Below are 24141 nucleotides of genomic sequence, written 5' to 3' on the forward strand. Positions count from 1 at the left end.
TTAACGTAAATCTAAACTGTAAATAGTGAATGAAACTGCCCTATAAAAGTAGGAAATAAAACCCAATCATGAATGTTAAAATGATTTTGCCTTCCGGCAGAAAATTCTTTTATCCCGGACCAGTGCATATTTCAGGGGAACATAGCTTTTTTTATTAATCGAAATTTAATCCCTGGCAGCCAAAAAAAGCTTCGGCTTGTATTACCACCCGGAAGGTGTAATACAAGCCGAAAGTCAAACGGGACAAGGCATTGCTAAGGTTGAGCCGCTGCCCAGCGCGACATTTTTTGCTCCAGTACCGACAGCGGCACACAGCCGTCTTTTAACAACTCATCATGAAAAGATGATAAGCTGAACCGGTTGCCGAGCGACTTGGTATACTGGTTCCGCAATCCGCGGATCTTCAGTTCCCCGATTTTATAGGACAGCGCCTGGCCGGGAATGGCCATGTAACGCTCAATTTCAGCGGTAGCTTCCTGCGTGGATACCGGCTCGTTATCCATCATGTATTTGATAGCCTGCTCACGGGTCCAGCCTTTGGTATGCATACCAACATCCACGACTAAACGAATAGCGCGGTGTATTTCATCCGTTAAGCGTCCAAAGTACATGTAAGGATCCGTGTATAATCCCAGTTCTTTCCCTAAACTTTCGCAATACAGGGCGTAGCCTTCGCCATAGGCGCCAACCCACGAGAAACGGCGGAACTTAGGCAGGGAGTCGTTTTCCTGTTGCAGGGAAATCTGGAAATGGTGACCTGGAATAGCCTCGTGTAAAAAAAGGCATTCCATACCGGTATACGAAAAGCTGGCGGCATCAAGGATAGGCACGTAAAATACGCCCGGCCTGGTACCATCTGCGCTGCCCTGCATATATTCTGCAGATGCGGAAGCTGCCCGGTATGCTTCGGTTTGGCGGATTTCAAATTTTGTTTTGGGGAGATGACCGTACATCTTTTTTACGCCCGGCATGATCTTGTCCTCAATGGCTTTGAAAGAATCCAGGATAGCGGCGGGTGTTTTAAAGATGCGCAGTTTCTTATCTGCACGTACCGACGCAAAGAAGGCCGGCAGATCGCCTTTGAAACCAGTGCTGTTCTTTACTTCTTCCATTTCACCGCGGATCCGGGCCACTTCTTTTTCTCCCAAAGCAAAAATTTCTTCAGGGGTAAGATCGGTGGTGGTCCAGCTTTTTATCAGGAAAGCATAAAACGCTTTGCCATCCGGAATAGCGCCAATGCCGCTGCTGGTGCGGGCTTTAGGCAGGTATTCCTTTTGCATGAAGTCGCGCAGCTTTGCAAACGATGGTAGGATGTAAGTTTCAATAGACGCCGTATAATCTTTTACCAGGCCCGCTTTGGTAGCGGCATCCAGCGAATCGGGGATCATTTTCAGCGGTGAATAGAATACGTTGTTGGCGGTATCTTTTTTGGCCAGGTCTGTTACCTGCGGAATCACTTTCACTACCAGGCTTTGCGGCAATACGTAGCCGGTGGCAATCCCCCTGCGCATATTGGCGATGGCCGTGTCGGTCCAGATGGCAAAGCGCTCCATACGATGCATGAAGTTATGATAGTCCTTTACCGTTTTAAAAGGCTGGGCAGAAGACCCAGAACCGTATTGCGCCAGTGTAAGCGGCAGGCAGGTGAACTGCTGCACCGGCATCAGGTTATCGTGAAAGGTGAGCCCTTCCCGGTTGATACCGAACTCCCGTTGCAACATGTCGTAGGTAATACGGTCGTTGCCGGAAAGGGCCGCGGTATCAATGCCCTTGATGGCTTGCTGGTAGCTGGCATAGAAAGAATCTGCCTTTGCGCGGTAACCGTCGCTGATGTCTATCGGCAACTGGTCGTTGTATTGGTTTTCCCCGTTCTGGGTGGCCTGTAGCGGGTTCAGGGCCATGCTTTCGTTGTAGTACCGTGTTGCCAGGTTACGAAGGGAATCCTGCGTGGCCTGCGGGTTACCATGACCGCCGGGTTGCTGACAAGCCGCCACCAGCAAAGCGCCCGACAGGAAGAGGTAGCCTTTTCGTTGTAACATTTTCATATAAATGGGTTGTGAACAGGTAGTAATTTACCGTTTTATCCAAGAAAAAAAGCATTCCGAAGAATCGGAATGCTTATTTAGAACAGTGAACAATGAAAAAAAAGATAAAAAATATTATTTAAGAATTTTTATTCGGATGCTTTTGAAAGAAACCTCATTGCCATGATCCTGTAAAAGGATGTGCCCTTCGGGCCACAAACCAAAATTCTTCCAGTTTTTATACTTGCTGATGGCCACCAGATCCTTGAAAGCCTGGGAGCCACGCTCATATTCCAACACTTTAAATCCATTTAACCAGTGTTCTACGTGATTATTTGGATACACAATAATACGACCTTTGTTCCATTCTCCAATAGGGTTGATGGCACGTTTTTCCTGTTTTCTTGTCATGAGGTCGTAAAGACTTGCTAAAGTACGGTTTCCATCGCGTCCTAATTTGGCATCGGGGTGCTTTTCGTCGTCCAGTACCTGGTACTCCAGCCCGATAGCCGACTTGCCACCTGTTTCATAGGATTCGCTCACGAAGTATTTTACTCCGCTATTGGCGCCCGGCGTGAGTTTGAAGGTAAATTCCAGTTCAAAAGCGCCGTATTGTTTCTCTGTAACAATGTCGCCGCCGCTGCCTTCTTCATCTCCGTTGGAATGCCCGATCATAAGCACTCCATTCTGCATGGTCCAGCCGGCGGTAGGGAAATTCTTTTTATACACGCCCCTCCAGCCTTTGCTGGTTTTTCCGTCCCATAACAGGGTATAGCCGTTTTTCTTTTCCTGGCCGGAGATAGTGTTATCCACATTATTTACAACGTAAATGTTGTCGTAAGGCGAATACTGGGAAGCAGCCGGATTTTCTATCAGCCGGACATTTTTCCAGTAGATATTTTTGTTGTCGTCTGCAGCATTTTTACCGATGCTATGCACCTGTAATGCGATGAAACCCTTTGGCAGTGCGGTATCTACCAGGTGGGCAGTAGGTACGCCATTTACCCAGGTACGCATTTCGTTGCCCCGGCACTCAATACGGTATTTGTTCCAGCCGTCTTTTTTGAAGGCGTTCTGACCGGCAGGGTTCAGTTCCATAGGATACTGCCAGCCTCTGCGGCCTTCTTCATAAATACCACCGCTCCATTTACGGTCAGACGGGTCAATTTCCATCTGGTAGCCAAATACACGGCCATTCTGGTAGTCGGCCCGGCTTTGGCTGCGGAACTGGATACCGGAGTTGAATTCCTTACCCAGCTTGAATTCCAGCTCCAGGATAAAGTCGCCGTACTCTTTTTCAGTAGCGAGGAAAGAGTTAGGCGTATTCATCACCGTGGTGCCCACAATCTCGCCGTTCTGCACATTATATTTTGCTTCACCCCCGAGTTGCTTCCAGCCTTTCAGATCTTTACCGTTGAAAAGTTGCTGCCACTGGGCTTTCTGGGCGAAAAGGCTACCGTACATACACAGCAGGGAGCCAAATAAAAGGATCGTCTTTTTCATAACTTAAACGGAATAAGGTGACCAAAATAAACAATGAAAATGATTTTTACAACCGATTGCAAAAGATTAATCCTATTTTTTATTTTTTAATCACATGATAATCTGACCAGTGTGTGATTTTACGAAATTAGAAATAAAAATATTCATGCAAACGATTGCAACAATGTAAAAATATCTTATTTTGTCTCCCAGAAGTATCCACGTAGCAACAGCCAAAATCGAAAAAAGCAATACTCTTTATCTACAATCTATAAACTACGTTATGAAAAAAGTTTTTTCACGTCTTATCTGTATGATAGCATGTTTGCTATTCTATCAACTCACCCAGGCACAAGGCAACCCAATTACCGTGGAAGGTAATATCCTCGACGCCCGGAAGCAACCACTGATAGGTGTAACAGTTTCCGTCAAAGGAAAAAATGCAGGCACCCAGTCGGATGCCCAGGGACATTTCCGGCTCAAGGTTACAGACGCCGCCAACGCTGTACTCGTATTTACCTACATCGGATTTAACACTTATGAAGAAACTGTAAAAGGTCGTGCAATCGTTTCCGTAATTTTAACGGAAGACCGCAAAAAACTGGAAGAAATTGTGGTGGTAGGGTACGGACAACAGAAGAAAAAGGACGTAACCGGCTCCATTTCCTCTGTAGGCGCCAAAGCCATCCAGGATGTACCGGTTACCAATCCGCAGCAAGCCTTGCAGGGCCGCGCTCCCGGTGTGGAAGTGCTCAACAACAGCAGCAAACCCGGAGATGAACCCACCGTACGTATCCGCGGCAGCCGCTCCCTCAGGGCCGGCAACGACCCCCTCTATGTAGTAGACGGGATCCCTTACGCCGGTACCCTCAGCGATATCGGTACGGGAGTAATACAATCGATGGATATTTTGAAAGATGCCTCCGCAACAGCCATCTATGGCTCCAGGGGCGCCAATGGCGTAGTACTCATTACTACCCAGAAAGGCAAGGAAGGAAAACCAGTGGTTTCCTACAGCGGCTCCTATGGTTATGTACAACAGCTCGGTAAATCCGACATGATGGACGCAAACCGCTTCATTGAAATGCGCCGGGAAGCCAACCGCACCATCGGTAAATACGATGATGCCAACCCCGACGCATCCGACAAGAAAATATTTAACACCGTTGAATACGCCAATATCCAGAAAGGTACAAACGTAGACTGGCAGGATCTGATGATCTCCCCGGGATATCAAACCAATCATGGCCTCAGCGTAGCCGGCGGTACAGACAGAACAAAATACACCGTAGGACTGGGCTACTTCAAAGACCAGGGCGTGCTGAAACTGCAAAGCTATGAACGCTACAATTTCAATGTGGGCATCGACCAGATGATCGGCGAACGCTTTCGCGTGGGAGCTACCCTGTTAGGCGCCTACAGTGAACGTAACGGCGAAACCTACAACGGGATAGACAATGCCCTGAAAATGCTGCCCATCGCCGCTCCCTACGACGACAACGGAAAGCTTATCACCTATCCCACCGGCGATAGCCAGCAACCTAACCCATTACTGGATTATGTTCCCGGCAACCGCGTGGAATTAATGAAACGCTTCCGCATCTTCACCAGCCTGTTTGCAGAAGTGGAAATCATAGACGGTCTGAAATACCGCCTCAACGTAGGCCCGGATATCCAGAACTACAACTATGGCCTTTTCCAGGGTAAAAACAATACCAACCTGCTGATTGGCGGTGGCGACGCTACAGCTTCAAAAGGAAACGCTTCTACTATGGCGTATACCATTGAAAACATAGTTACCTACAACAAGGAGATCAAAAAACATAATATCGGCTTCACCGGCTTATACAGCGTTCAACGCCAGAATGTAGATGTTTCTACTACCAACGTAAGAGGTATCCCGGTAGAAACACAGCAATATTACAACCTGGGCCAGTCGCTCAATGTAACCGGCGTAACCAGCAGCCTTAGTTCCTGGACCATCCTTTCCTACATGGGCCGCTTGAACTATGGATATGACGACCGCTATCTCCTGACCCTCACTCTCCGCGCGGATGGATCGTCCCGGTTTGCACCCGGTAAAAAATGGGGCTATTTCCCTTCCATTGCAGCAGCATGGAACATGGTAAACGAAAAATGGCTGAAAGGACAACAAGTCCTGGATAACCTGAAACTGCGCGCCAGCTTTGGCCGCATCGGTAACACCGGTATTAACCCATACGCTACACAGGGTAACCTGAGCAGGATTCCTTACTCCTTCGGAAATAAAGGTGTGCTGGGCTTTGTTCCGCTCGATCTGCGTAACCCCAACCTCACCTGGGAATCTACCACCTCCACCGATATCGGTCTCGACTTCGGCTTCCTGAACGGCCGTATCACCGGTGTGGTGGAATGGTACAATCAACGCACTACCGACCTGCTCATGCCGCAAACGCTCCCGTTCAGCAATGGGTTTAATGAAGTGCTGATGAACCTCGGTACTTCCCAGAACCGCGGTTTTGAATTTGGAATAGGCGCCACTATCATCGATAATCCCAATGGGTTCAGCTGGAAAATGGACGCCAACATGTTCCTGAACCGGTCCAAAATTCTCTCTCTCGGAGATGGCAGAACTGCCGATGTTGGAAACGCGTGGTTTGTAGGTCAGCCTACCTATGTATACTACGATTTTAAGAAGATCGGTGTATGGCAGGAAAAGGATGCCCAGCTGGCAAAACTGTACAATCTGAAGCCAGGTGAAATCAGGCTGGAAGACGTAAACAAGGATACCCTCATTGATGCTAAAAACGACCGCCAGATCCTGGGTTCCCCGCAGCCTAAATGGTCCGCAGGTACCACCCAGCGCTTCTCTTATAAAGGATTTGAATTATCCATCGTTGCCTTTGCCCGCATAGGAAGTATGATTAAAAGTGATTTCTACCAGAACTATAACACACTGTTTGGCCGTTATAATAACCTGAATATCGACTATAACACACCGGCCAATCCTACCAACGATTTCCCACGGCCTAATGCCAACCAGGAACGACCCAGTAACTACCAGTCGCTCAGCTATTTTGATGGCTCGTTCTTTAAGATCAGGAACGTAACGCTCAGCTACGCCTTCTCGGACGCAGTGGTGAAACGTATGCGTATGCAGGATCTCCGGGTAAACGTAGGAGTAAAAAATCCAATGATCCTGGCGCCTTACCGCCAAACCTGGAAGGGAGTTGATCCTGAAGACGTAAATGTGATCGGCATTGATGCGCCAGCCACCTGGATGCTGCAGTTCGGAGTGAATGCCAAATTTTAAATCAACTGGTCCTGATTAAACATCTTTAAAAGAAAACGTTATGAAATATATAGTTCCTCTCATCATGCTGATGGCCGTTGGTGCCGCCTCCTGCAATAAAATGCTGGATGAAGAGATTGTCACCAACGTAACAGATGACTTTTATAATACCAGATCCGGCTTTCAAACAGCCGTGAACGGCTCTTACGTGTCTATGCGCAACTTCTACAGTACAGAACGCGGCATGACGCTCACTGAAACCGGTACCGATATTATCACCAACGGTTCCGATGGTAACTTCAAATTTACAAGTCAGTATACTTCACAGCTGGATTCCCGCTACGATCATGTAAGGGAAGTATGGAACAGTTTTTATCAAACCATCAACACCTGTAACGTGGTGGTAGACCGGGCCGATAAGATCCCCGACCTGGACGAAGCTGCAAAGAAAAAAGGCGTGGCAGAAGCGCTGTTCTGCCGGGCGCATTATCATTTTGTACTCATGCAGATGTTTGGCGCCGTACCCTTACGCCTGCACGAAAATGCTGAAATTATAAGAGAAGCGCACCGCGATTCAGTATCCGCCATCTATGATGCCGTGATCAACGACCTGCTCGCTGCAGAAGCAGAATTGCCTGCTACCCAGGCAGAATGGGGCCGCGCCACCAAACCGGCTGCAGAACACCTGCTGGCAAGGGTTTACCTGACCCGCGCCTCCTCTCCGCAGGCAAAGGCCGGCGACTATGCCAATGCCGCCAAATATGCCGACATGGTGATTAAAAACTACGGGTTCAAATTACTCACCGACGTAGGACAGGTATGGGCACAGGGAAAAGAAAACAATGATGAAACCATCTGGGCGGCACAGTATACCACTGATCCGCTTTATGGCTATCCTGATAACAACGCCGCCCGCTTTTTCCTGATGCAGTATGATGTGCTGAAAGGCATGAAGCGCGATCTGCCCAACGGCACGCCCTGGAAACGTTTCAGACCTACAAAGTTCCTGATCGATACATTGTATAAAGACAGGGTACACGACGTGCGTTATGAGAAATTCTACACTATCCTGTGGAAAACAAATGCACCCGTTGATAACCTGAAAATGGGCGATACCGCTGTGTACATGCCTGGCTATGATGTATCTGACGCAGTGATTGCCAGCAAACCTTACATGCTGGTGCCACCAAGACTATACACAGAAAGACTGTATCCTTCCCTGAATAAATTTGCAGACGCCCTTCGTCCGGATAACCAGGCTTCCGGTGTACGACCTTTTATAGCGATGCGTCTCGCAGAAACTTACCTGATAGAAGCAGAAGCCCTGATGATGGATGGCAAAAAACAGGAAGCCGCCGATCTCGTAAATATGATCCGCTGGAGATCTGCCCGTATTGGCGCTACGCCTGCTGAAACACAGGCTAATCACGATGCAATGACCGTAACCGCTGCCGACATGACCATCGATTTTATCCTGGACGAAAGAGGCCGGGAACTGGTGGGAGAACAATTGCGCTGGTTTGACCTCACCCGCACGCATAAGCTGCTGGAAAGGGTGAAGCTGCATAACGAATACGCCCGTGATAATATCAGGTCCACACATGTGCTGAGGCCTATTCCGCAGGATCAGATCGACAGAACAGTGAATGAGTTCCCGCAGAACCCGGGATATTAACAATCACTTCTTTCTTTTAACAAAAAATGCAGCAGGAGATCATGGTTGTGATCTCCTGCTGCATTTTTGCTAAAAGCTAAATGCGTATCTTCATTAGCATTAGCCTTTTTAAACGCAATAAAACTTTCATTTCTATGGCACAGAAAAAGATATTATTACTGACAGGAGATTACGCAGAAGATTATGAAACAATGGTTCCGTTCCAGATGCTGCAGATGATTGGTCATGATGTACACGCGGTTTGTCCGGATAAAGCGGCGGGCGATAAAATCAAAACGGCCATCCATGATTTTGAAGGCGACCAGACATACAGTGAAAAACCGGGTCATGGGTTTGTGTTGAATGCCACTTTTAATGATATAGCCGGTGCTGATTATGATGCGCTGGTAATAGCCGGCGGCCGTGCCCCGGAATACCTGCGGCTGAATAAAAATGTACTGGAGCTGGTCAGGCACTTTTTCATGGAAGATAAACCGGTGGCAGCTGTTTGTCATGGTATCCAGATCCTGACGGCTGCCGATGTGGTACGCGGAAAGAAACTAACCGCCTACCCGGCAGTGGCGCCCGAGGTAACCGCTTCCGGAGGCACTTATGTATCTGTAAATGTTTATGAAGCCGTAGTAGATGGCAAGCTGGTAACTGCACCCGCATGGCCGGCTCATCCGCAATGGATCGCAGCGTTTCTGCAGGTACTGGGAACCAGTATCACCCTGTAATCCATAGACATGTATAAATAATTGATTACCAGCGGAAGAAAGAAAGTTTAAATAATCTTTCCACGGATTTTCAAATTAAACGGCCATTGCTTACCTTTGCAGCCAAATTCAGGAGGCTATCCCTGCATTGGTCATTAATAATTCGTAATTCGTAATTGATTTTTATATATGTCCGGACAGCTTAAAGAAGTTCGTAACCGAATCAAATCTATTCAATCTGGTCAGCAGATCACCAAAGCCATGAAAATGGTAAGTGCTGCTAAATTAAGACGTGCACAGGATGCCATCATGCTGATGCGTCCATATGCCGTAAAGCTCCAGGAAATGTTGCAGAATATTGTTTCCAACAGCGAAGGCAATATCGACACACCACTGGCAGCACAGCGTCAGGTTGAAAAAGTACTGATTGTGGTCATTACTTCCGACAGGGGTTTGTGCGGAGCCTTCAACTCCAACCTGATCAAAACAGCTAAACGCGTGATCCGCGAAAAGTATGCTGAACAGTTTGAACAGGGCCAGGTAGACATCTTACCTATTGGTAAAAAAGGATATGATCACTTTGTACAGAACGGTTACAAAGTAAATGATAAGTTCTGGCAGCTTTTTGGCAGTCTGACCTTTGATCATGTGAAAGAAGCGGCTGCAGTAGCCCTGCAGGGTTTTACCGATGGTACCTACGATGCTGTTGAAATCGTTTACAGCGAATTCAAAAATGCTGCTACACAGATCTTTGTAGCAGAACAGTTCCTGCCAATCGCAAAAGTAGAAAATAAGGAAAAGAGCGGTCTGAAAGCGGACTTCATCTTTGAACCTGAAAAAGACACCCTGATTGCTGAACTGATGCCTAAGATCCTGAACACCCAGTTCTTTAAAGCCATCCTGGATTCCCACGCTTCTGAGCATGGCGCCCGTATGACTGCAATGGATAAGGCTACAGAAAACGCCAGCGAATTGCTCCGTTCCCTGAAGATCTCTTATAACCGTGCCCGTCAGGCTGCCATTACCACTGAGCTGACAGAAATCGTGAGCGGCGCGGCTGCATTAGCGAACTAAGGGTTTAAGGGATTATTAACACTAAGTCAACAACTGAATTAATATTTTCAGATTAGGGTCAAAGACTGTATTTTCGGTCTTTGACCTTTTTTGTAAATCCACATCTCCTGTTAACGTATGGAAATATCACAGATCATCCCGCACGTGGAAGCATTAATTTTCGCCGCCGACCGGCCGTTACCTTTGCTGGAAATAGTGGATCTGCTTAATAACGCACTGGCTTTTCTGGAAGACCGTACCAACCTGGATCAGGTGGAAGCCGCTATGGAGGCCATCAGGGAGAAGTACAGCTCTGAGTTTTATGCTTTTGAAGTACGTAGCAGCGGGGGAGGCTACCAGTTCCTCACCAAAAAAGAATATTACCAGACAGTGGCCCAGCTCAACGGGGATAAATTCCTGAAGCGCCTGTCCACTGCCGCCCTGGAAACCCTGGCCATCATTGCCTACCGGCAGCCGATTTCCAAAGGTGAAATTGAATATATCCGCGGCGTCAGCACCGATTATTCTATCCAGAAACTCCTGGAAAAAGAACTGATCGTGATTACCGGCCGTAGTGAAGATCAGCCCGGAAAACCGCTGCTGTATGCCGTTTCCCGTTCCTTTATGGATTACTTCGGCATCAGCTCCGTAGCCGATCTGCCCAAGCTCAAAGAATTATTTGATGAGGAAATGGTACAACCTACCCTCATCACCGACGATACAGCTACCCTCGGCCGGGGAGAACACAACACCCACACCGCCGAAACTGAAACCGCTCATTCCCTGATGGTTTCAGAAGATGGCGAACTCCTGGACCCCGACCATCAGCTGGATCACCTGGCTACACCCACCCCGGACGCTGAAGAAGAACCCCCCGCCTCTGAAGATGAAGAAGTGGAACCCGATGATGAAATCGTGCGTTTTGATGATATTATTGAAGAAGTGAACGAAGACCTCGGCGGCGGAGATGAAAGTGAAAGCGACACCAGCACCACAGAAGCGGATGAAGAGGAAGAGGACGAAGATCCTTATGCAGTAAAAGATACGGCTCTCCGCACTCCCGATGAAGAAAATGAAGATCCCGATGGTATCGTGGAAGATGTCATCTCCGGAGAAGAAGAAAAAGAAGAAGATGAGGAAGAAGTGAATGAAGAAGATACGGAAGAAGATGAGGATGATGGTGATAAAGACCCGGATGATATGATGGAAGATGCCATTTTGGGAGAAAAGTTGCTGGTAGTTAGCGGGCCTGGTGTGGAAGATGATGATGAAGAAGAAGACGATGAAGAAGAAGAAGATGATGATGATGATGACGACGATGATGATGAGGAGGAGGATGAAGAAGATGAAAATGACGACAATTCCGGAAAAAAATAAAGAAACAGCGGCTCATTGAAGCCGCTGTTTTGTTTAAAAAAACTCAAAGTAATCAGTATAATCCCGTTAATCCCGGATAAGACAACCTCCGCTACAATCCGGCAATCACCTGCGCAAAGAGTCCGCTCAGCAATTTATCCGCCTTACCGGCTACCGCAATAATTTCTTCAATAGAAACTGCATGCAGGTTATCCGGATCGCATTCATCCGTTACTACAGACACCGCTGCGCATGGCAGTTGCAGCTGGTTTGCCACAATTACTTCCGGCACCGTACTCATTCCTACCAGGTCGGCGCCTATCATGCGGAGGAAGCGGTATTCCGCCCTTGTTTCCAGGTTGGGGCCCATAACGGATACGTATACACCCTTTTTTAACGAAGTACCCAGTGAAGCGGCAGCCATCTCTAATTTAGCGCCCAGCTCCGGGTTGTACGGGCAGCTCATATCCGGGAAGCGCGGACCGTACGCCGGCGAGTTGAGGCCGCGCAGCGGATTTTCCGGCTGCATATTAATATGATCATCCAGTAAGATCAGGTCGCCTTTCTTAAAATCAGGATTCATGCCACCGGCGGCATTGCTGAGCAGCAGCTGCTGAATGCCCAGTGCCTTCATTACCCTTACCGGGAAAGTGATTTGCTGCATCGTATAGCCTTCATAGTAATGAAAGCGGCCCTGCATGGCTATCACCGGCGTATTGCCGATATGCCCGAGGATCAGGTGGCCTTTATGTGATTCTACGGTAGATTCCGGGAAATGAGGGATTTGCTGGTAGGGAATGGAATGGGCTATTTTAATATGATTTACCAGTTCCCCGAGACCCGTGCCCAATACTACGCCTACACGCGGCTGTTCAAAGGAAAAAGATTGCAGATAGGTGGTAGCCGCAGCTATTTGTTGCAGTAACAGGTCCATACGTTTGTTGAATTTGCTGCAAATTAATTCCCTTTGCGCGCAATCACATAAAACAGGGGTGGAAAATATCTTTTAATCCATAGCAGGATCTTTTCCTCCCGTGCGATCAGCACTATTTTTTTTCGTTTATGCATGGCCTTTAGGATCTGCTGTGCGCAGCGGTCAACAGGTATGCCATTTGCCTGGCCGGGGTCCATTTTCCCGTAAGGCTCGCCGTTGGCAGTGATGGCGGCATAGGTAATGGGCGTGTGTATGCGTCCCGGGCAAACAATAGTGGTATATAACCGGGGAATGGGCTGTTCGGTTTGCAGGGTTTCAAAATATCCTTGCAGGGCATGTTTGGCGGCATTGTACCCAGAGCGCCAGGGATAGCCCATAAGGCCGGCCATGCTGCTGATCACAATGATCTGGCCGCCACCCTGTTCTTTAAAATGAGGTAGCAGGGCTTTGGTGAGCATCACTGCACCAAAGAAATTCACTTCCATCAGCCGGCGGATGGCTGCCACGGAAGTATCTATCAGTTTGGACCGTTGGGTAACGCCGGCATTATTCACCAGGACATCTATCTTCCCAAAAAACTGAAGGGCGTGTTGGGCACCTTCATTTACCTGGGTTTCATCGGTTACATCCATCAGCAATATTTCGCAATGGGGCGTATGCAGCAGGCATTGGTTGCGTACTGCTTCCAGGGCGGCCTGGTTCCTTGCTGCGAGGATCAGCCGGGCTTTTTCTTTTGCGAGCAAAAGCGCCAGCTCCTGGCCTATTCCTGAGCTGGCGCCTGTAATTAATATTACTTTATCCGTAAAGTGCATTCAACGGGTGTATTTACTACTTTAAAGGCACCACTTTGATGTTTTTCCATCTTACCTTGATACCGCCGCCCGAATGGATCTGCAGGGCTATCTGGCCATTGGCTGCGCCAATCTTATCATCTTTCAGGGTAATCATTTCATGACCATTGAGCCAGGTGGTTACATTGTCGCCCTGTACCTTTACTTTCATGGTATTCCATTCGCCCATTTTCAGGAACTTTTCTTTCTCTTTGTCGGGCTGAATGAGCCATCCACGGCCGTACGACTCGTAGATACCGCCGGTATGCATATCAGGCGGCGCTACTTCTGCCTGCCAGCCGGTGATTTTGGTGCCTTCCAGTGAGGAGTGGAAAAATACGCCGCTGTTACCATTGGCTTCCTGTTTGAATTGTACGGTAAGCTCAAAATCCTTGTATTGCCCGTCGGTAGCCAGGTAGCCATATTCTTTATCCGGGCCGCTTTCGCAGATCAGCTCCCCGTTTTCCACGTACCATTTCTCTGTACCATGTATTTTCCAGCCATCGAGATTTTTACCGTTGAACAGAGATTGCGCCTTCTGCGCGTATGCGCCGGAACCCAATAACAGGGCGGTTCCCAGTAAACAATTGAAAAAGGTTTTTTTCATAACACTGCTAAGATTTAGTGATTTTCAGGTGAATGAAGATCAGTCATTGATCTATAAAAAAAGTCCCCCGGTAAAACCGGAGGACTCCAATATAAGGTCAAATTCCTGAATTATTAAATCAGAAAACTATCTTGCTATATTCACTGCTCTTTTTTCACGAATTACAGTTACTTTAATCTGGCCGGGATACTGCATTTCTGTTTGTATCTTATTGGCAATTTCGAAAGACAGGCGGTCTGCATCCCCATCGGAAACTTTATCGCTTTCTACGATGATGCGTAATTCTCTACCTGCCTGGATAGCATAGGCTTTTTCCACACCATCGTGGGCGAGCGCCAGGTTTTCCAGGTCCTTGATACGTTGCAGGTAGCTCTGCATGATTTCGCGGCGTGCGCCTGGGCGTGCGCCACTGATAGCATCACATGCCTGAACGATGGGGGAAATAACGTATTGCATTTCCATTTCATCGTGGTGGGCGCCGATGGCGTTTACCACAGCGGCATGTTCGCCATATTTTTCAGCGAGCTTGGCGCCGAGAAGGGCGTGGCTCAGTTCAGTTTCTTCATCAGGTACTTTACCGATATCGTGCAGTAAGCCGGCACGTTTGGCCAGTTTAGGGTTCAGACCCAGTTCTGCTGCCATTACCGCGCAAAGGTTAGCGGTTTCTTTGGAGTGCATGAGCAGGTTCTGACCATAGGAAGAGCGGAAACGCATCTTACCTACCAGGCGCACCAGTTCTTTATGCAGGCCGTGGATGCCCAGTTCTATTACGGTTCTTTCACCGATATCCATTACCTGTTCTTCCAGTTGTTTCTTGGTTTTTTCCACCACTTCCTCGATACGTGCAGGGTGGATACGTCCGTCCTGAACAAGGCGTTGCAGGGATAAACGGGCAATTTCACGACGTAACGGGTCGAAGGAAGATAATACGATGGCTTCAGGGGTATCGTCTACAATCAGGTCCACACCGGTAGCGGCTTCAATAGCGCGGATGTTACGACCTTCACGGCCAATGATCTGGCCTTTGATTTCATCGCTTTCCAGGGTAAATACGGTGATGGTATTTTCAATGGTTTGCTCTGCAGCAGTACGTTGAATGGACTGGATAATGATTTTCTTTGCTTCCTTGTTCGCTTTTAATTTAGCGTCTTCAATAATTTCCTGGATATGAGAGAGAGCCTGTGAGCGGGCTTCTTCTTTTAAACTCTCTACCAGCTGGTGTTTCGCTTCGTCTGCCGTTAAGCCGGCCACTTTTTCGAGGCGGCGGATATGCTCTTCCTGGTGTTTTTCCAGTTCGGTACGTTTGATGGTGACCAGTTCCATCTGACGGTTCAGGGTTTCCTTGATCGCGTCATTTTCATTTAATTGCTTCTGGATTTGCTCGTTTTTCTGATTTAATGCCTGTTCCTTCTGTTTGATGCGGTTTTCCGATTCTCCCAGCTTCTGGTTGCGTTGCAATACGTCTTTTTCGTATTCGCTTTTTAGTTGCAGGTATTTTTCTTTGGCTTCCAGCAGTCTGTCTTTCTTGAGATTTTCCGCACTGATTTGTGCATCTGCAATGATTTTTTTAGCCTGTAGTTCAGCTTCGTCTATCTTATGCTGCGTATTTTTGGCAAAAATCACCTTACCTAGCACAATCCCAATGATCAATGCCACTACTGCAGCTATTGTCGTGATAAGTGTAACATCCATATGAATTATTTATACTTGATTTATGTAGTATCCTCATACCCATATCGCTGCTAAAACACGACAGGGGCGAGAACTGACCCGCGAAAATACAAAAAAATAGCAGTTAAAGCGTCTTTGATACGTGATAATTAGCCAATTAGCTAATTCATTGGTCAGCAATGGGTAACGTGATCAACCCAATGCCTGGTTGATAATTTCTTCCAGCTTTTCCAGCTTCTCCTGCAAAAAAGGCGCAGTGCTTGCCTGGGCTTTACCGCCGCTGGTAACGGGATGTGTGGCGTACATGATAAGGGCCATAGCAATATAGTCCTGCAGGTCTTTCCCTGCATAGGCAGTTTTAAAATCGACGATCTTCTCATTCACTTCTTTCATAATACGACGTACCTCCGCTTCTTCTTCCGGTTTGATCTTGATCCGGTAAGAGCGGTCCGCTACGATAATATTAACAGGAATGAGTTGCTCCATGATGTATGATTTTAGTTCAGCTGTTTAGTAAAGCGATACAACGGTCAATTTCTTTAATGTAATCATTGATCTTGCCGCGGATCTCTTTTTTAAACGCTTCATCTTCTGCTGCTATGGTGGTACCGCCCTGGGCGGTGGATGCAATTTTCATCAGTTGCAGTCTTTCCTCCAGTCCCTGTACCGCCTGTTGCTGCTGTTGCAGCTCCCGTTGCTGTATGCTCACTTCTTCTTTCAGCAATGCATTCTCAGCCTGCACCTGCTGGAGCTTTTTTACCAGCAGGTGCAATTTCTCTTCTACACGTTGAATGTATTGCTCCAGAACCATTTCATTTACTTATTTTCTTATCTCTGCCTGTAACTGTGTTTCAAACGTTTTGATAAGTTTGTCCATTACACTGTCAATTTCTTTATCTGTCAATGTTTTCTGAGCGTCCAGGAAGGTAAAGCTCACGGCGTAAGACTTCTTATCAGTACCCAGTTTTTCACTCTCAAATACATCGAACAGATTTACCTGTTGTAACAGGCCGGATTTCACGCTGCGTGCCGCTGTTTCCACGGCGGCAAACTTAACCTGTTTGTCGAGCACCAGTGCCAGATCCCTTCTAACCGCCTGGAATTTCGGAATTTCCTTGTAAAAGTTATCACTTTTTTGCAAGAGTCCCAGTATTTTATCCCAGTTGAAGCTGGCAAACCATACGGCCTGGCGGATATCAAACTGCTTCAGTTTGGCTGTGGGCACACCTCCCAGTGTGGCCACCACCTGGTTTTTCACCTTGATATCCCAGGATGGCTGCAGGCCAGGTTCGGTGCTTTCCGCCCAGGTGAACTGCCTGTAACCCAGTTGCTGCAGGATATTGATCACAAAACCCTTCAGGAAGTAAAAGTCTACCGGGCTGGATTTGTGCATCCAGGTTTCCGCCGTTTTCTTACCGGTGAGATATAATACCAGGTGATTGTTTTCGCCATAGCCCTTTTCCAGTACCTGGTAGGTTTTACCAAATTCGAAGAACAGGAGGTCTTCGTTTTTGCGGTTCAGGTTATGGGCAATGCTTTCCAGGCCGGTTTCCAGCATGGACGGGCGCATGATGTCCAGTTCCACGGTAAGACTGTTCATCATTTTCACCGCATGTTCCAGCACTTCCGGCGTATAGTATTTACTGTTAGTGATAGAGTTGGTGAATATTTCGTTGAACCCGTTGCCGGCGAGATAATCTGCAATCTTCTCCTTTACCCTTTCGGCGTCCGGTTGGGCGGAGAGGGCGGGTGAGATCGCTATTTTGGAAGGTATTGCTATATTATCGAGGCCGTCTATGCGCATTACTTCTTCCACCAGGTCGGCCGGCAGGCTGATATCCGGTTTGCTGAAGGGCACGGCTACACGCAGCCCTTCGGCGGTTTCCGACAGGATGTCGAAGTCCAGGCTCCGCAGGATGTTTTTGATCTTATCATCGGGGTAGTTGCCGCCGCTGAGTTTACGGATATAGCTATACGTAGTTTCCACCTGTGTTTTTACTTTTACAGATGGGTAAACGTCGATGATCTCAGATGCTGCTTTCCCGCCGCTGAGTGTACAGATGAGGTCTGCCGCCCGTTGCAGGGCGAATACCACGTTGGAGATATCCACTCCTTTTTCAAAACGGGTGGCCGCATCGGTACGTAAACCATGACGGAAGGAGGTGGTACGGATGCCGCCGGCGCTGAAAAAGGCGCTTTCCAGGAAAATGTTATGCGTGGTATCCGTTACGCCGGAGTGCAATCCGCCGAAAACGCCTGCTATGCACATGCCTTCGCCGGCGCCGTTGCAGATCATCAGGTCGGTAGCATCCAGTTTTCTTTCTTTCTCATCCAAAGTAACAAAAGGAGTGCCCTGCGGGAGGTTTTTCACCATGATGGCATTGCCTTTTACCGCGGCTGCATCAAAAGCGTGCAGGGGCTGGCCGGTTTCATGCAGGATAAAATTGGTGATATCCACAATGTTATTGATAGGACGAACGCCAATGGCGGTGAGCCTGGCTTTCAGCCAATCGGGGGATGGGGCCACCTCTACGCCGGTAATGGAAATACCGCTGTACCGGGGGCATGCATCGGTATTTTCGATGGTAACGCTGATGGCTAAAGGGGCATCTGCTTTGGGCAGCGTCTTTATTTCAGGCAGCTGTACCTGGTATTTATGCGTATGTTCCAGGTTATTGAGGAAGGCGCAAACATCCCTGGCCACGCCGATATGGCTCATGGCGTCCATGCGGTTGGGCGTAAGGCCAATTTCAAAGATGAAGTCCTGTGCGGGTTTAAATACTTCACTGGCGGGAGTGCCCGGCTGCAGGGAGGCGTCCAGTACAAGGATGCCGTCATGACTGCTGCCCAGCCCGATCTCATCTTCTGCGCAAATCATTCCCTGGCTTTCTTCTCCACGGATCTTTGCTTTTTTCATGGTCAGTGGTTCGCCACCCAGCGGGTAAATGGTGGTACCGATGGGAGCCACTACTACTTTTTGTCCTGCTGCCACGTTGGGAGCGCCGCAAACGATGTGCAGGGGCTCGCCGTTGCCGGTGTTAACGGTGGTGAGTGTGAGCTTGTCTGCATTGGGGTGTTTTTCTGCCGTCAGTACTTCTCCGATTACTAATCCAGCCAGACTTCCCTTTACTGCTTCAAATTTCTCCAGGCTTTCTACCTCCAGGCCTATTCTGGTTAAAATGGTAGATAGTTCCTCCGGTGTAGGCTTTACCGGTAAATAATCACATAGCCAGTTGTATGAAATCGTCATTTATCTGCTCGGTTTATATAAAGTGGCGTAAAGTTAACAACTAGAATTGATTTTCGGGCTTTGCGGCTTATCCACTTTGATTCTTTGAAATTAAAAATACCTCAAAACCGCTACAGTGCTGTATTTTTGCAGGATGTGGAAAATCTTTTTACACAATGTGTGTGAATAATCGGACCTTTGCAAGGGAATTTCCTGCGTTTTAGTGGATAACCATAGTCGTGTCAGTGGATAACTGACATTTTGCTTGTGGATAACCTGTGTATGAGGCTTAATAAATTTAATAACGAAGAAGGGGGCATTAATCGGAAAAATGCCTTTACCTTAGTTTGTACGGCTTGAAAAAGTTTACAATTTCTTAACGTAGCTATGACCCCTATAGAATGCGGGAAAATGCAGATATCGATTGTAAAAACAACAGGAAAGGCCCATTGACAGTAACCTTTTATTAACTTTTTTTAATACACTAACCATAAATGGATCTCAATCTTAAGAAGGACCGCAATGTGCGCAGAAAACCGTCCATTGATGTGTCATCCTTGGTGTATGGCAAGATACCACCACAGGCTAAAGAATTGGAAGAAGCTGTTTTGGGAGCCGTAATGCTGGAAAAAGGTGCATTTGACACCGTTATCGAGATATTGAAAGGGGAGTGCTTTTATGTAGAAGCTCACCAGATTATTTTTAGTGCGATGACCCGCCTGGCGGGTAAGTCGATGCCGGTGGATATCCTCACCGTAACAGAAGAGCTGAAATCAATGGGCTCACTGGAACAGATCGGCGGACCATTTACCGTAATGAAGCTCACCAACATGGTGGTGTCTTCCGCGAATATTGAAGCACATGCCCGTATCATCCTCCAGAAATTTATCCAACGGGAACTGATCCGCATTTCAGGGGAAATCCTTACAGAGTCTTATGAAGACACTGCGGATGTGTTTGACCTGCTGGACAGCGCCGAATCAAAGTTATTTGAAGTAACCAATAACCACCTCCGTAAAAACTACGATTCCATCGACCGCGTACTGGTAAACACCATGAAACGTATCGAGGATCTGCGGAATAAAGGTGATGATATTACCGGGGTACCTTCCGGGTTCCCTTCACTGGACAAAGTAACCTATGGCTGGCAATCTACGGATCTGATCATCATAGCTGCCCGTCCTTCTGTGGGTAAAACCGCCTTTGCACTGAACCTGGCGCGAAACGCGGCCCTTCACCCCCGCTTCCCGAAAGGAGCAGCGGTATTCTCTTTGGAAATGTCGTCCGGCCAGATTGTACAACGTATCCTCTCGGCCGAGTCAGAAATAAAGCTGGAAAAGATTTCCCGCGGTAAGCTGGAAGAATATGAAATGAAGAAGCTGATGACCCACGGTATCGAACGCCTGGCAAAAGCACCTATCTTCATTGATGATACCCCGGCCCTCAACATCTTTGAACTGCGCGCCAAATGCCGCAGGCTGGTACACAACCACGGCGTAGGCGTTATCATCATCGACTATCTCCAGCTCATGAGCGGTAGCAGTGATGGTAAAGGTTCCAACCGTGAACAGGAAATCAGTAAAATTTCCCGCGACCTGAAAGGACTGGCAAAAGAACTACAGGTACCGGTGATCGCCCTCTCGCAGTTGAGCCGTGATGTGGAAAAACGTAAAGACGGTAACAAAATGCCGCAGCTGAGTGATCTCCGTGAATCAGGAGCCATTGAGCAGGATGCGGACATGGTAATGTTCCTGTACCGTCCTGAATATTATGAAATCAACACCAATGAAATGGGCGAATCCAATAAAGGTGAAACCCACGTTCGTATAGCCAAGCACCGTAATGGTCAGCTGGATACCATCAAACTGAGAGCCGTACTGGAATACCAGCGTTTTGAAGATGATGGCAGCCTGGAAAACCCCGGTGGCGGCGGCAATCCCTACGCAGGTATGAACCGTCCGCAGCAAGGCGGCGGCGGCAACGACGAAGCTAAACTGTACATACAGAAGGGATCCAAGATGAATGACATGAACTTCGACGAAGGATTTGAAGATGCACCATTTTAGCGCATAAAAAGATATTGCTAAAAGCCGGCATCGAAATGATCGCCGGCTTTTTTTATACGCGACAATCTCCGCACCGCATAACAGAACAATCAATGAAACAGCTGTATTTAAAGTACAAAGGGCATTACAAAGACAATTTCAGTTTAGCCTACCCCGTAGTTATTTCCCAACTGGGACACACATTAGTTGCACTATCAGATAGTATTATCATTGGCCATACCGGGAAAGTGCCGCTGGCAGCAGTATCCCTGGGAAATGGTTTGTTTTCCGTATTTATGGTGGCCGGTATCGGAATGTCGTACGGACTTACCCCGTTGATTGCACAGGAAAACGGGCGCGGCAACAAAGGCGCCATCGGGCATTTGCTGAGCCATAGTTTGATCATTAACATGGTGGTAGGCGTGTTGCTGTCGGCTGTTATCTATTTCGGCAGCGGCTATTTATCTTTCCTGCACCAGGAAGGTGATGTGGCGCAGCAGGCCCGCCCCTTCCTGCGTTTCCTGGGCTTTTCCTTTATTCCACTGATGCTGTTCCTCTCCTTCAAACAGTTTGCGGAAGGACTGGGGTTCACCCGTCAGGCTATGAATATCAGTATCATCGGGAACGTGCTGAATATCCTGATCGGGATTACATTGGTGTATGGCCTGTTCGGATTGCCCCGGATGGGCGTGATCGGCGTGGGGATCGCCACTTTTACCGACCGCCTTATCATGGGGATCACGATGGCATTTTATGTGTTGCGCGCCCCCCGTTTCAAACCATACCTGCAATCATTTGGGTTTAAAAACCTGAAGGCAGCAGCCATTAAAAAAATACTGGGCATCGGTACGCCGGTGGCCCTGCAATACCTGTTTGAAGTAAGCGCTTTCAGCGGAGCCGCTGTAATGGTAGGCTGGATGGGAGCTGCGGAACTGGCGGCTCACCAGATAGCGCTGAGTCTTGCTGCCATGACCTACATGATGGCCAGCGGTATTTCCGCGGCAGCAGGTATTAGAAGCGGTAATAATTTCGGTAAGAAAGACTTCGGGGCATTGCGTTTATCCGCTATCGCCAGTTATCATATGGTGTTGGTGCTGATGGGCGCCGCTGCGCTGTTGTTCACATTGGGCAATCAGCTGTTGCCGTCATTTTACATCCAGGACCCGCAGGTGATCCAGATTGCTTCGCGCCTGCTGATCATTGCGGCCTTCTTCCAGTTGTTCGACGGTATGCAGGTAGTAGGACTGGGTATCCTGCGCGGCCTCGGCGATGTGCGTATTCCTACCGTGATTACGTTGCTGGCCTATTGGGTGCTGGGAATTCCTTTGGGTTACCTGTTGGGGATCAAATTGGATTATGGCGTGGAAGGCGTATGGTGGGCATTGTTGCTGGGCTTACTGGTGGCTTCTGTGCTGCTGTTTGTGCGGTTTCAGATCAAAACAAAAAAACTACGGATATCGTCTGCCGGATAAAATCCGTAAACTATCTTCGCACATCAGGATAATCAAAAAGATATGTCAGTTTTTTACGCGCCGGAAATACAGCAGGATGCCACCCTGTATACCATGAATGAGGATACTTCCAAATATTGTATCCAGGTGCTTCGCCATGAAAAGGGCGATGAGGTGTTGCTGGCAGATGGACGCGGGCATAAAATCACCGCAGTGATCACCGACGATAACCGCAAGAAATGTGTTGTAAAGATCCTTTCGTCTGAAACGATGCCGGCTCCTCCGCGGGCCTTGCGGGTAGCCATTTCTTTTACAAAAAATGCGTCGCGTATAGAATGGTTCCTGGAAAAGGCCACGGAGATTGGTATCCAAACCATTATCCCGCTGGTAAGCCAGCGTACCGAAAAGGAAAAATTTAAACCGGAAAGGCTTCAGAATATCCTGGTATCGGCGATGCTGCAATCACAGCAGTTTTATTTACCGGAGTTGCGGGAGCCGCAGGCTTTTGATAAGCTGGTGAGGAATAATAAAGATCCGCAGCGGCTGATCGCCCATTGCTTGCCGGAGCAGAAAACCCCGTTGCAGCAGGTGATGCAGCCCGCAAAGGATACCCTTATACTGATAGGCCCGGAAGGCGATTTTACACCGGAAGAAATAAAACTGGCGCTGGACGAAGGTTATGTACCGGTATCGCTGGGAGATACACGCCTGCGTACAGAAACGGCGGGCATGGTGGCGGTAACGCTTATGAATGCATGCTGATTATTGTGCGCGTAAACCTGCGCAGATCTTTTTCGCAATCTTCGGACCCTCATAAATGAACCCGGTATACACCTGTACCAGCGATGCGCCGGCATCCAGTTTTTCCTGTGCATCTTCTGCGGTGAAGATGCCACCTACAGCGATAATGGGAATAGTGCCCTGGCTGTGGGTGTGGATATAACGGATCACTTCTGTTGCTTTCTTTTTTACAGGCAAACCGCTGAGGCCACCGGCGCCGATATCATTTACTTCTGCGGCAGGCGTTTTTAATCCCGCCCGGCTGATAGTGGTATTAGTGGCTACGATGCCGGCCAGTTTTGTTTCTTTTACTATTTCAATGATATCATCCAGTTGCTCGGTAGTGAGGTCCGGTGCTATTTTAAGTAAGATGGGCTTAGGTTTCACTTTCTGTGCATTCAGTACCTGGAGGTGATGCAGCAGTTGTTTCAACGGCTCTTTCTCCTGTAAGGCCCGGAGGTTGGGCGTGTTGGGGGAGCTTACATTTACCACGAAATAATCTACTACATCGTACAGCGCATGAAAACACTTTTCATAGTCGCTGACAGCTTCCTCATTCGGGGTCAGTTTATTTTTCCCGATGTTCCCGCCTACTATAATATTGGATTTTTTGCGTTGCAATCTTTTTGCAGCGGCCACGGCGCCCTCGTTGTTAAAGCCCATACGGTTGATGAGGGCTTTATCTTCCGGCAGGCGGAATAACCGCGGGAGCTCATTACCCGGCTGTGGCAATGGCGTTACAGTACCTATCTCCACAAAACCAAAACCGAGGCAGGCCAGTTCATCAATGTACTTCGCGTCTTTGTCGAAACCAGCTGCCAGCCCTACAGGATTGGAAAAGGTGAGTCCAAATATTTCACGTTCCAGGCCCTGGGTTTTTACTCCACAGAAGGCATTCATGATATTCTTGCCAAGTGGCAGCGAGTAAATTGTTTTCATACCACGCATTACGCTGTGGTGAATACTTTCCGGCGGATAGCGGAAAAGGAATTTTTTGATCAGGTTGTACATTGCGGGAACAAAGATAAGCATTAGCCG

Annotated in this window: 18 protein-coding genes; 8 read left to right on the forward strand and 10 right to left on the reverse strand. The window is 48.1% G+C overall.

Translation table 11 applies throughout. From position 1 onward, the window contains the following. Positions 1-254: 254 nt before the first annotated feature. The gene (locus ACMXI2_RS00400; RefSeq protein WP_483779772.1) at positions 255-2045 is read right to left on the reverse strand and encodes a DUF885 domain-containing protein; all 1791 of its coding nucleotides are present in this window, start codon (positions 2043-2045) and stop codon (positions 255-257) included. 114 nt (positions 2046-2159) lie between these two features. After that, positions 2160-3527 carry a 3-keto-disaccharide hydrolase gene (locus tag ACMXI2_RS00405; RefSeq protein WP_483779773.1) on the reverse strand — a complete coding sequence of 456 codons (1368 nt, stop codon included), beginning with the start codon at positions 3525-3527 and terminating at the stop codon, positions 2160-2162. Positions 3528-3789: 262 nt separating this feature from the next. Between ACMXI2_RS00405 and ACMXI2_RS00410 the strand changes: the two genes are divergently transcribed. The 5 genes from ACMXI2_RS00410 to scpB all read left to right on the forward strand — a co-directional run bounded on the left by ACMXI2_RS00410 (position 3790) and on the right by scpB (position 11577). Continuing rightward, entirely contained in the window at positions 3790-6798 is a 3009-nt protein-coding gene (locus tag ACMXI2_RS00410) for a SusC/RagA family TonB-linked outer membrane protein (protein WP_483779774.1), read from the forward strand. Between the two features lie 40 nt (positions 6799-6838). Continuing rightward, positions 6839-8452, forward strand: a complete 1614-nt coding sequence (locus ACMXI2_RS00415) for a RagB/SusD family nutrient uptake outer membrane protein (protein ID WP_483779775.1) — start codon at positions 6839-6841, stop codon at positions 8450-8452. Positions 8453-8586: 134 nt separating this feature from the next. Then, positions 8587-9168, forward strand: a complete 582-nt coding sequence (locus ACMXI2_RS00420; protein WP_483779776.1) for a DJ-1/PfpI family protein — start codon at positions 8587-8589, stop codon at positions 9166-9168. Between the two features lie 168 nt (positions 9169-9336). Then, positions 9337-10221, forward strand: a complete 885-nt coding sequence (gene atpG, locus ACMXI2_RS00425; RefSeq protein ID WP_483779777.1) for an ATP synthase F1 subunit gamma — start codon at positions 9337-9339, stop codon at positions 10219-10221. Positions 10222-10338: 117 nt separating this feature from the next. Then, on the forward strand, positions 10339-11577 hold the full coding sequence (scpB, locus tag ACMXI2_RS00430; RefSeq protein ID WP_483779778.1) for an SMC-Scp complex subunit ScpB: 1239 nt from the start codon (positions 10339-10341) through the stop codon (positions 11575-11577). Between the two features lie 91 nt (positions 11578-11668). On the opposite strand, the gene ACMXI2_RS00435 is transcribed toward scpB, so the two are convergent. From ACMXI2_RS00435 to pheT, 7 genes are all read right to left on the reverse strand, one after another. Further along, entirely contained in the window at positions 11669-12490 is an 822-nt protein-coding gene (locus ACMXI2_RS00435; RefSeq protein ID WP_483779779.1) for a purine-nucleoside phosphorylase, read from the reverse strand. A gap of 23 nt (positions 12491-12513) precedes the next feature. Next, positions 12514-13302 (reverse strand): SDR family oxidoreductase, encoded by a 789-nt coding sequence (locus tag ACMXI2_RS00440; RefSeq protein WP_483779780.1) that lies wholly within the window; start codon positions 13300-13302, stop codon positions 12514-12516. 16 nt (positions 13303-13318) lie between these two features. Next, the gene (locus tag ACMXI2_RS00445; RefSeq protein ID WP_079469559.1) at positions 13319-13927 is read right to left on the reverse strand and encodes a 3-keto-disaccharide hydrolase; all 609 of its coding nucleotides are present in this window, start codon (positions 13925-13927) and stop codon (positions 13319-13321) included. A gap of 126 nt (positions 13928-14053) precedes the next feature. Next, entirely contained in the window at positions 14054-15619 is a 1566-nt protein-coding gene (gene rny, locus ACMXI2_RS00450; RefSeq protein WP_079469558.1) for a ribonuclease Y, read from the reverse strand. A 171-nt stretch (positions 15620-15790) separates the two neighbouring features. Further along, positions 15791-16084, reverse strand: coding sequence for a cell division protein ZapA (locus ACMXI2_RS00455; RefSeq protein WP_142683921.1), 294 nt, complete (start codon positions 16082-16084; stop codon positions 15791-15793). 16 nt (positions 16085-16100) lie between these two features. Then, positions 16101-16409: a hypothetical protein gene (locus ACMXI2_RS00460; protein ID WP_079469556.1), complete on the reverse strand. Its 309-nt coding sequence runs from the start codon at positions 16407-16409 to the stop codon at positions 16101-16103. Positions 16410-16418: 9 nt separating this feature from the next. Next, positions 16419-18848: a phenylalanine--tRNA ligase subunit beta gene (gene pheT / locus ACMXI2_RS00465; protein ID WP_483779781.1), complete on the reverse strand. Its 2430-nt coding sequence runs from the start codon at positions 18846-18848 to the stop codon at positions 16419-16421. Between the two features lie 473 nt (positions 18849-19321). Here pheT and dnaB point away from each other — a divergent pair, with 473 nt between their 5' ends. From dnaB to ACMXI2_RS00480, 3 genes are all read left to right on the forward strand, one after another. After that, positions 19322-20893: a replicative DNA helicase gene (gene dnaB, locus ACMXI2_RS00470; RefSeq protein ID WP_370910989.1), complete on the forward strand. Its 1572-nt coding sequence runs from the start codon at positions 19322-19324 to the stop codon at positions 20891-20893. Between the two features lie 92 nt (positions 20894-20985). After that, positions 20986-22344: an MATE family efflux transporter gene (locus ACMXI2_RS00475; protein ID WP_483779782.1), complete on the forward strand. Its 1359-nt coding sequence runs from the start codon at positions 20986-20988 to the stop codon at positions 22342-22344. A gap of 42 nt (positions 22345-22386) precedes the next feature. After that, the gene (locus tag ACMXI2_RS00480) at positions 22387-23085 is read left to right on the forward strand and encodes a 16S rRNA (uracil(1498)-N(3))-methyltransferase (protein ID WP_483779783.1); all 699 of its coding nucleotides are present in this window, start codon (positions 22387-22389) and stop codon (positions 23083-23085) included. Here ACMXI2_RS00480 and ACMXI2_RS00485 read toward each other — a convergent pair whose 3' ends face one another. Further along, complete coding sequence (locus ACMXI2_RS00485; protein ID WP_483779784.1) at positions 23086-24135, reverse strand: quinone-dependent dihydroorotate dehydrogenase; 1050 nt, start codon at positions 24133-24135, stop codon at positions 23086-23088. Positions 24136-24141: the final 6 nt, after the last annotated feature.

The organism is Chitinophaga sp. G7 BAM 1005 (genome assembly GCF_057126945.1).

Excerpts from the sequence above, each read along its gene's own strand:
- ACMXI2_RS00445 (WP_079469559.1), bottom strand. The coding sequence starts at position 13,927 with ATGAAAAAAACCTTTTTCAATTGTTTACTGGGAACCGCCCTGTTATTG.
- ACMXI2_RS00440 (WP_483779780.1), bottom strand. The coding sequence starts at position 13,302 with ATGCACTTTACGGATAAAGTAATATTAATTACAGGCGCCAGCTCAGGA.
- atpG (WP_483779777.1), top strand. The coding sequence starts at position 9,337 with ATGTCCGGACAGCTTAAAGAAGTTCGTAACCGAATCAAATCTATTCAA.
- dnaB (WP_370910989.1), top strand. The coding sequence starts at position 19,322 with ATGGATCTCAATCTTAAGAAGGACCGCAATGTGCGCAGAAAACCGTCC.
- ACMXI2_RS00480 (WP_483779783.1), top strand. The coding sequence starts at position 22,387 with ATGTCAGTTTTTTACGCGCCGGAAATACAGCAGGATGCCACCCTGTAT.
- ACMXI2_RS00435 (WP_483779779.1), bottom strand. The coding sequence starts at position 12,490 with ATGGACCTGTTACTGCAACAAATAGCTGCGGCTACCACCTATCTGCAA.
- rny (WP_079469558.1), bottom strand. The coding sequence starts at position 15,619 with ATGGATGTTACACTTATCACGACAATAGCTGCAGTAGTGGCATTGATC.
- ACMXI2_RS00415 (WP_483779775.1), top strand. The coding sequence starts at position 6,839 with ATGAAATATATAGTTCCTCTCATCATGCTGATGGCCGTTGGTGCCGCC.
- scpB (WP_483779778.1), top strand. The coding sequence starts at position 10,339 with ATGGAAATATCACAGATCATCCCGCACGTGGAAGCATTAATTTTCGCC.
- ACMXI2_RS00410 (WP_483779774.1), top strand. The coding sequence starts at position 3,790 with ATGAAAAAAGTTTTTTCACGTCTTATCTGTATGATAGCATGTTTGCTA.
- ACMXI2_RS00455 (WP_142683921.1), bottom strand. The coding sequence starts at position 16,084 with ATGGAGCAACTCATTCCTGTTAATATTATCGTAGCGGACCGCTCTTAC.
- ACMXI2_RS00485 (WP_483779784.1), bottom strand. The coding sequence starts at position 24,135 with ATGCTTATCTTTGTTCCCGCAATGTACAACCTGATCAAAAAATTCCTT.
- ACMXI2_RS00405 (WP_483779773.1), bottom strand. The coding sequence starts at position 3,527 with ATGAAAAAGACGATCCTTTTATTTGGCTCCCTGCTGTGTATGTACGGT.
- ACMXI2_RS00475 (WP_483779782.1), top strand. The coding sequence starts at position 20,986 with ATGAAACAGCTGTATTTAAAGTACAAAGGGCATTACAAAGACAATTTC.
- ACMXI2_RS00460 (WP_079469556.1), bottom strand. The coding sequence starts at position 16,409 with ATGGTTCTGGAGCAATACATTCAACGTGTAGAAGAGAAATTGCACCTG.
- ACMXI2_RS00400 (WP_483779772.1), bottom strand. The coding sequence starts at position 2,045 with ATGAAAATGTTACAACGAAAAGGCTACCTCTTCCTGTCGGGCGCTTTG.
- pheT (WP_483779781.1), bottom strand. The coding sequence starts at position 18,848 with ATGACGATTTCATACAACTGGCTATGTGATTATTTACCGGTAAAGCCT.
- ACMXI2_RS00420 (WP_483779776.1), top strand. The coding sequence starts at position 8,587 with ATGGCACAGAAAAAGATATTATTACTGACAGGAGATTACGCAGAAGAT.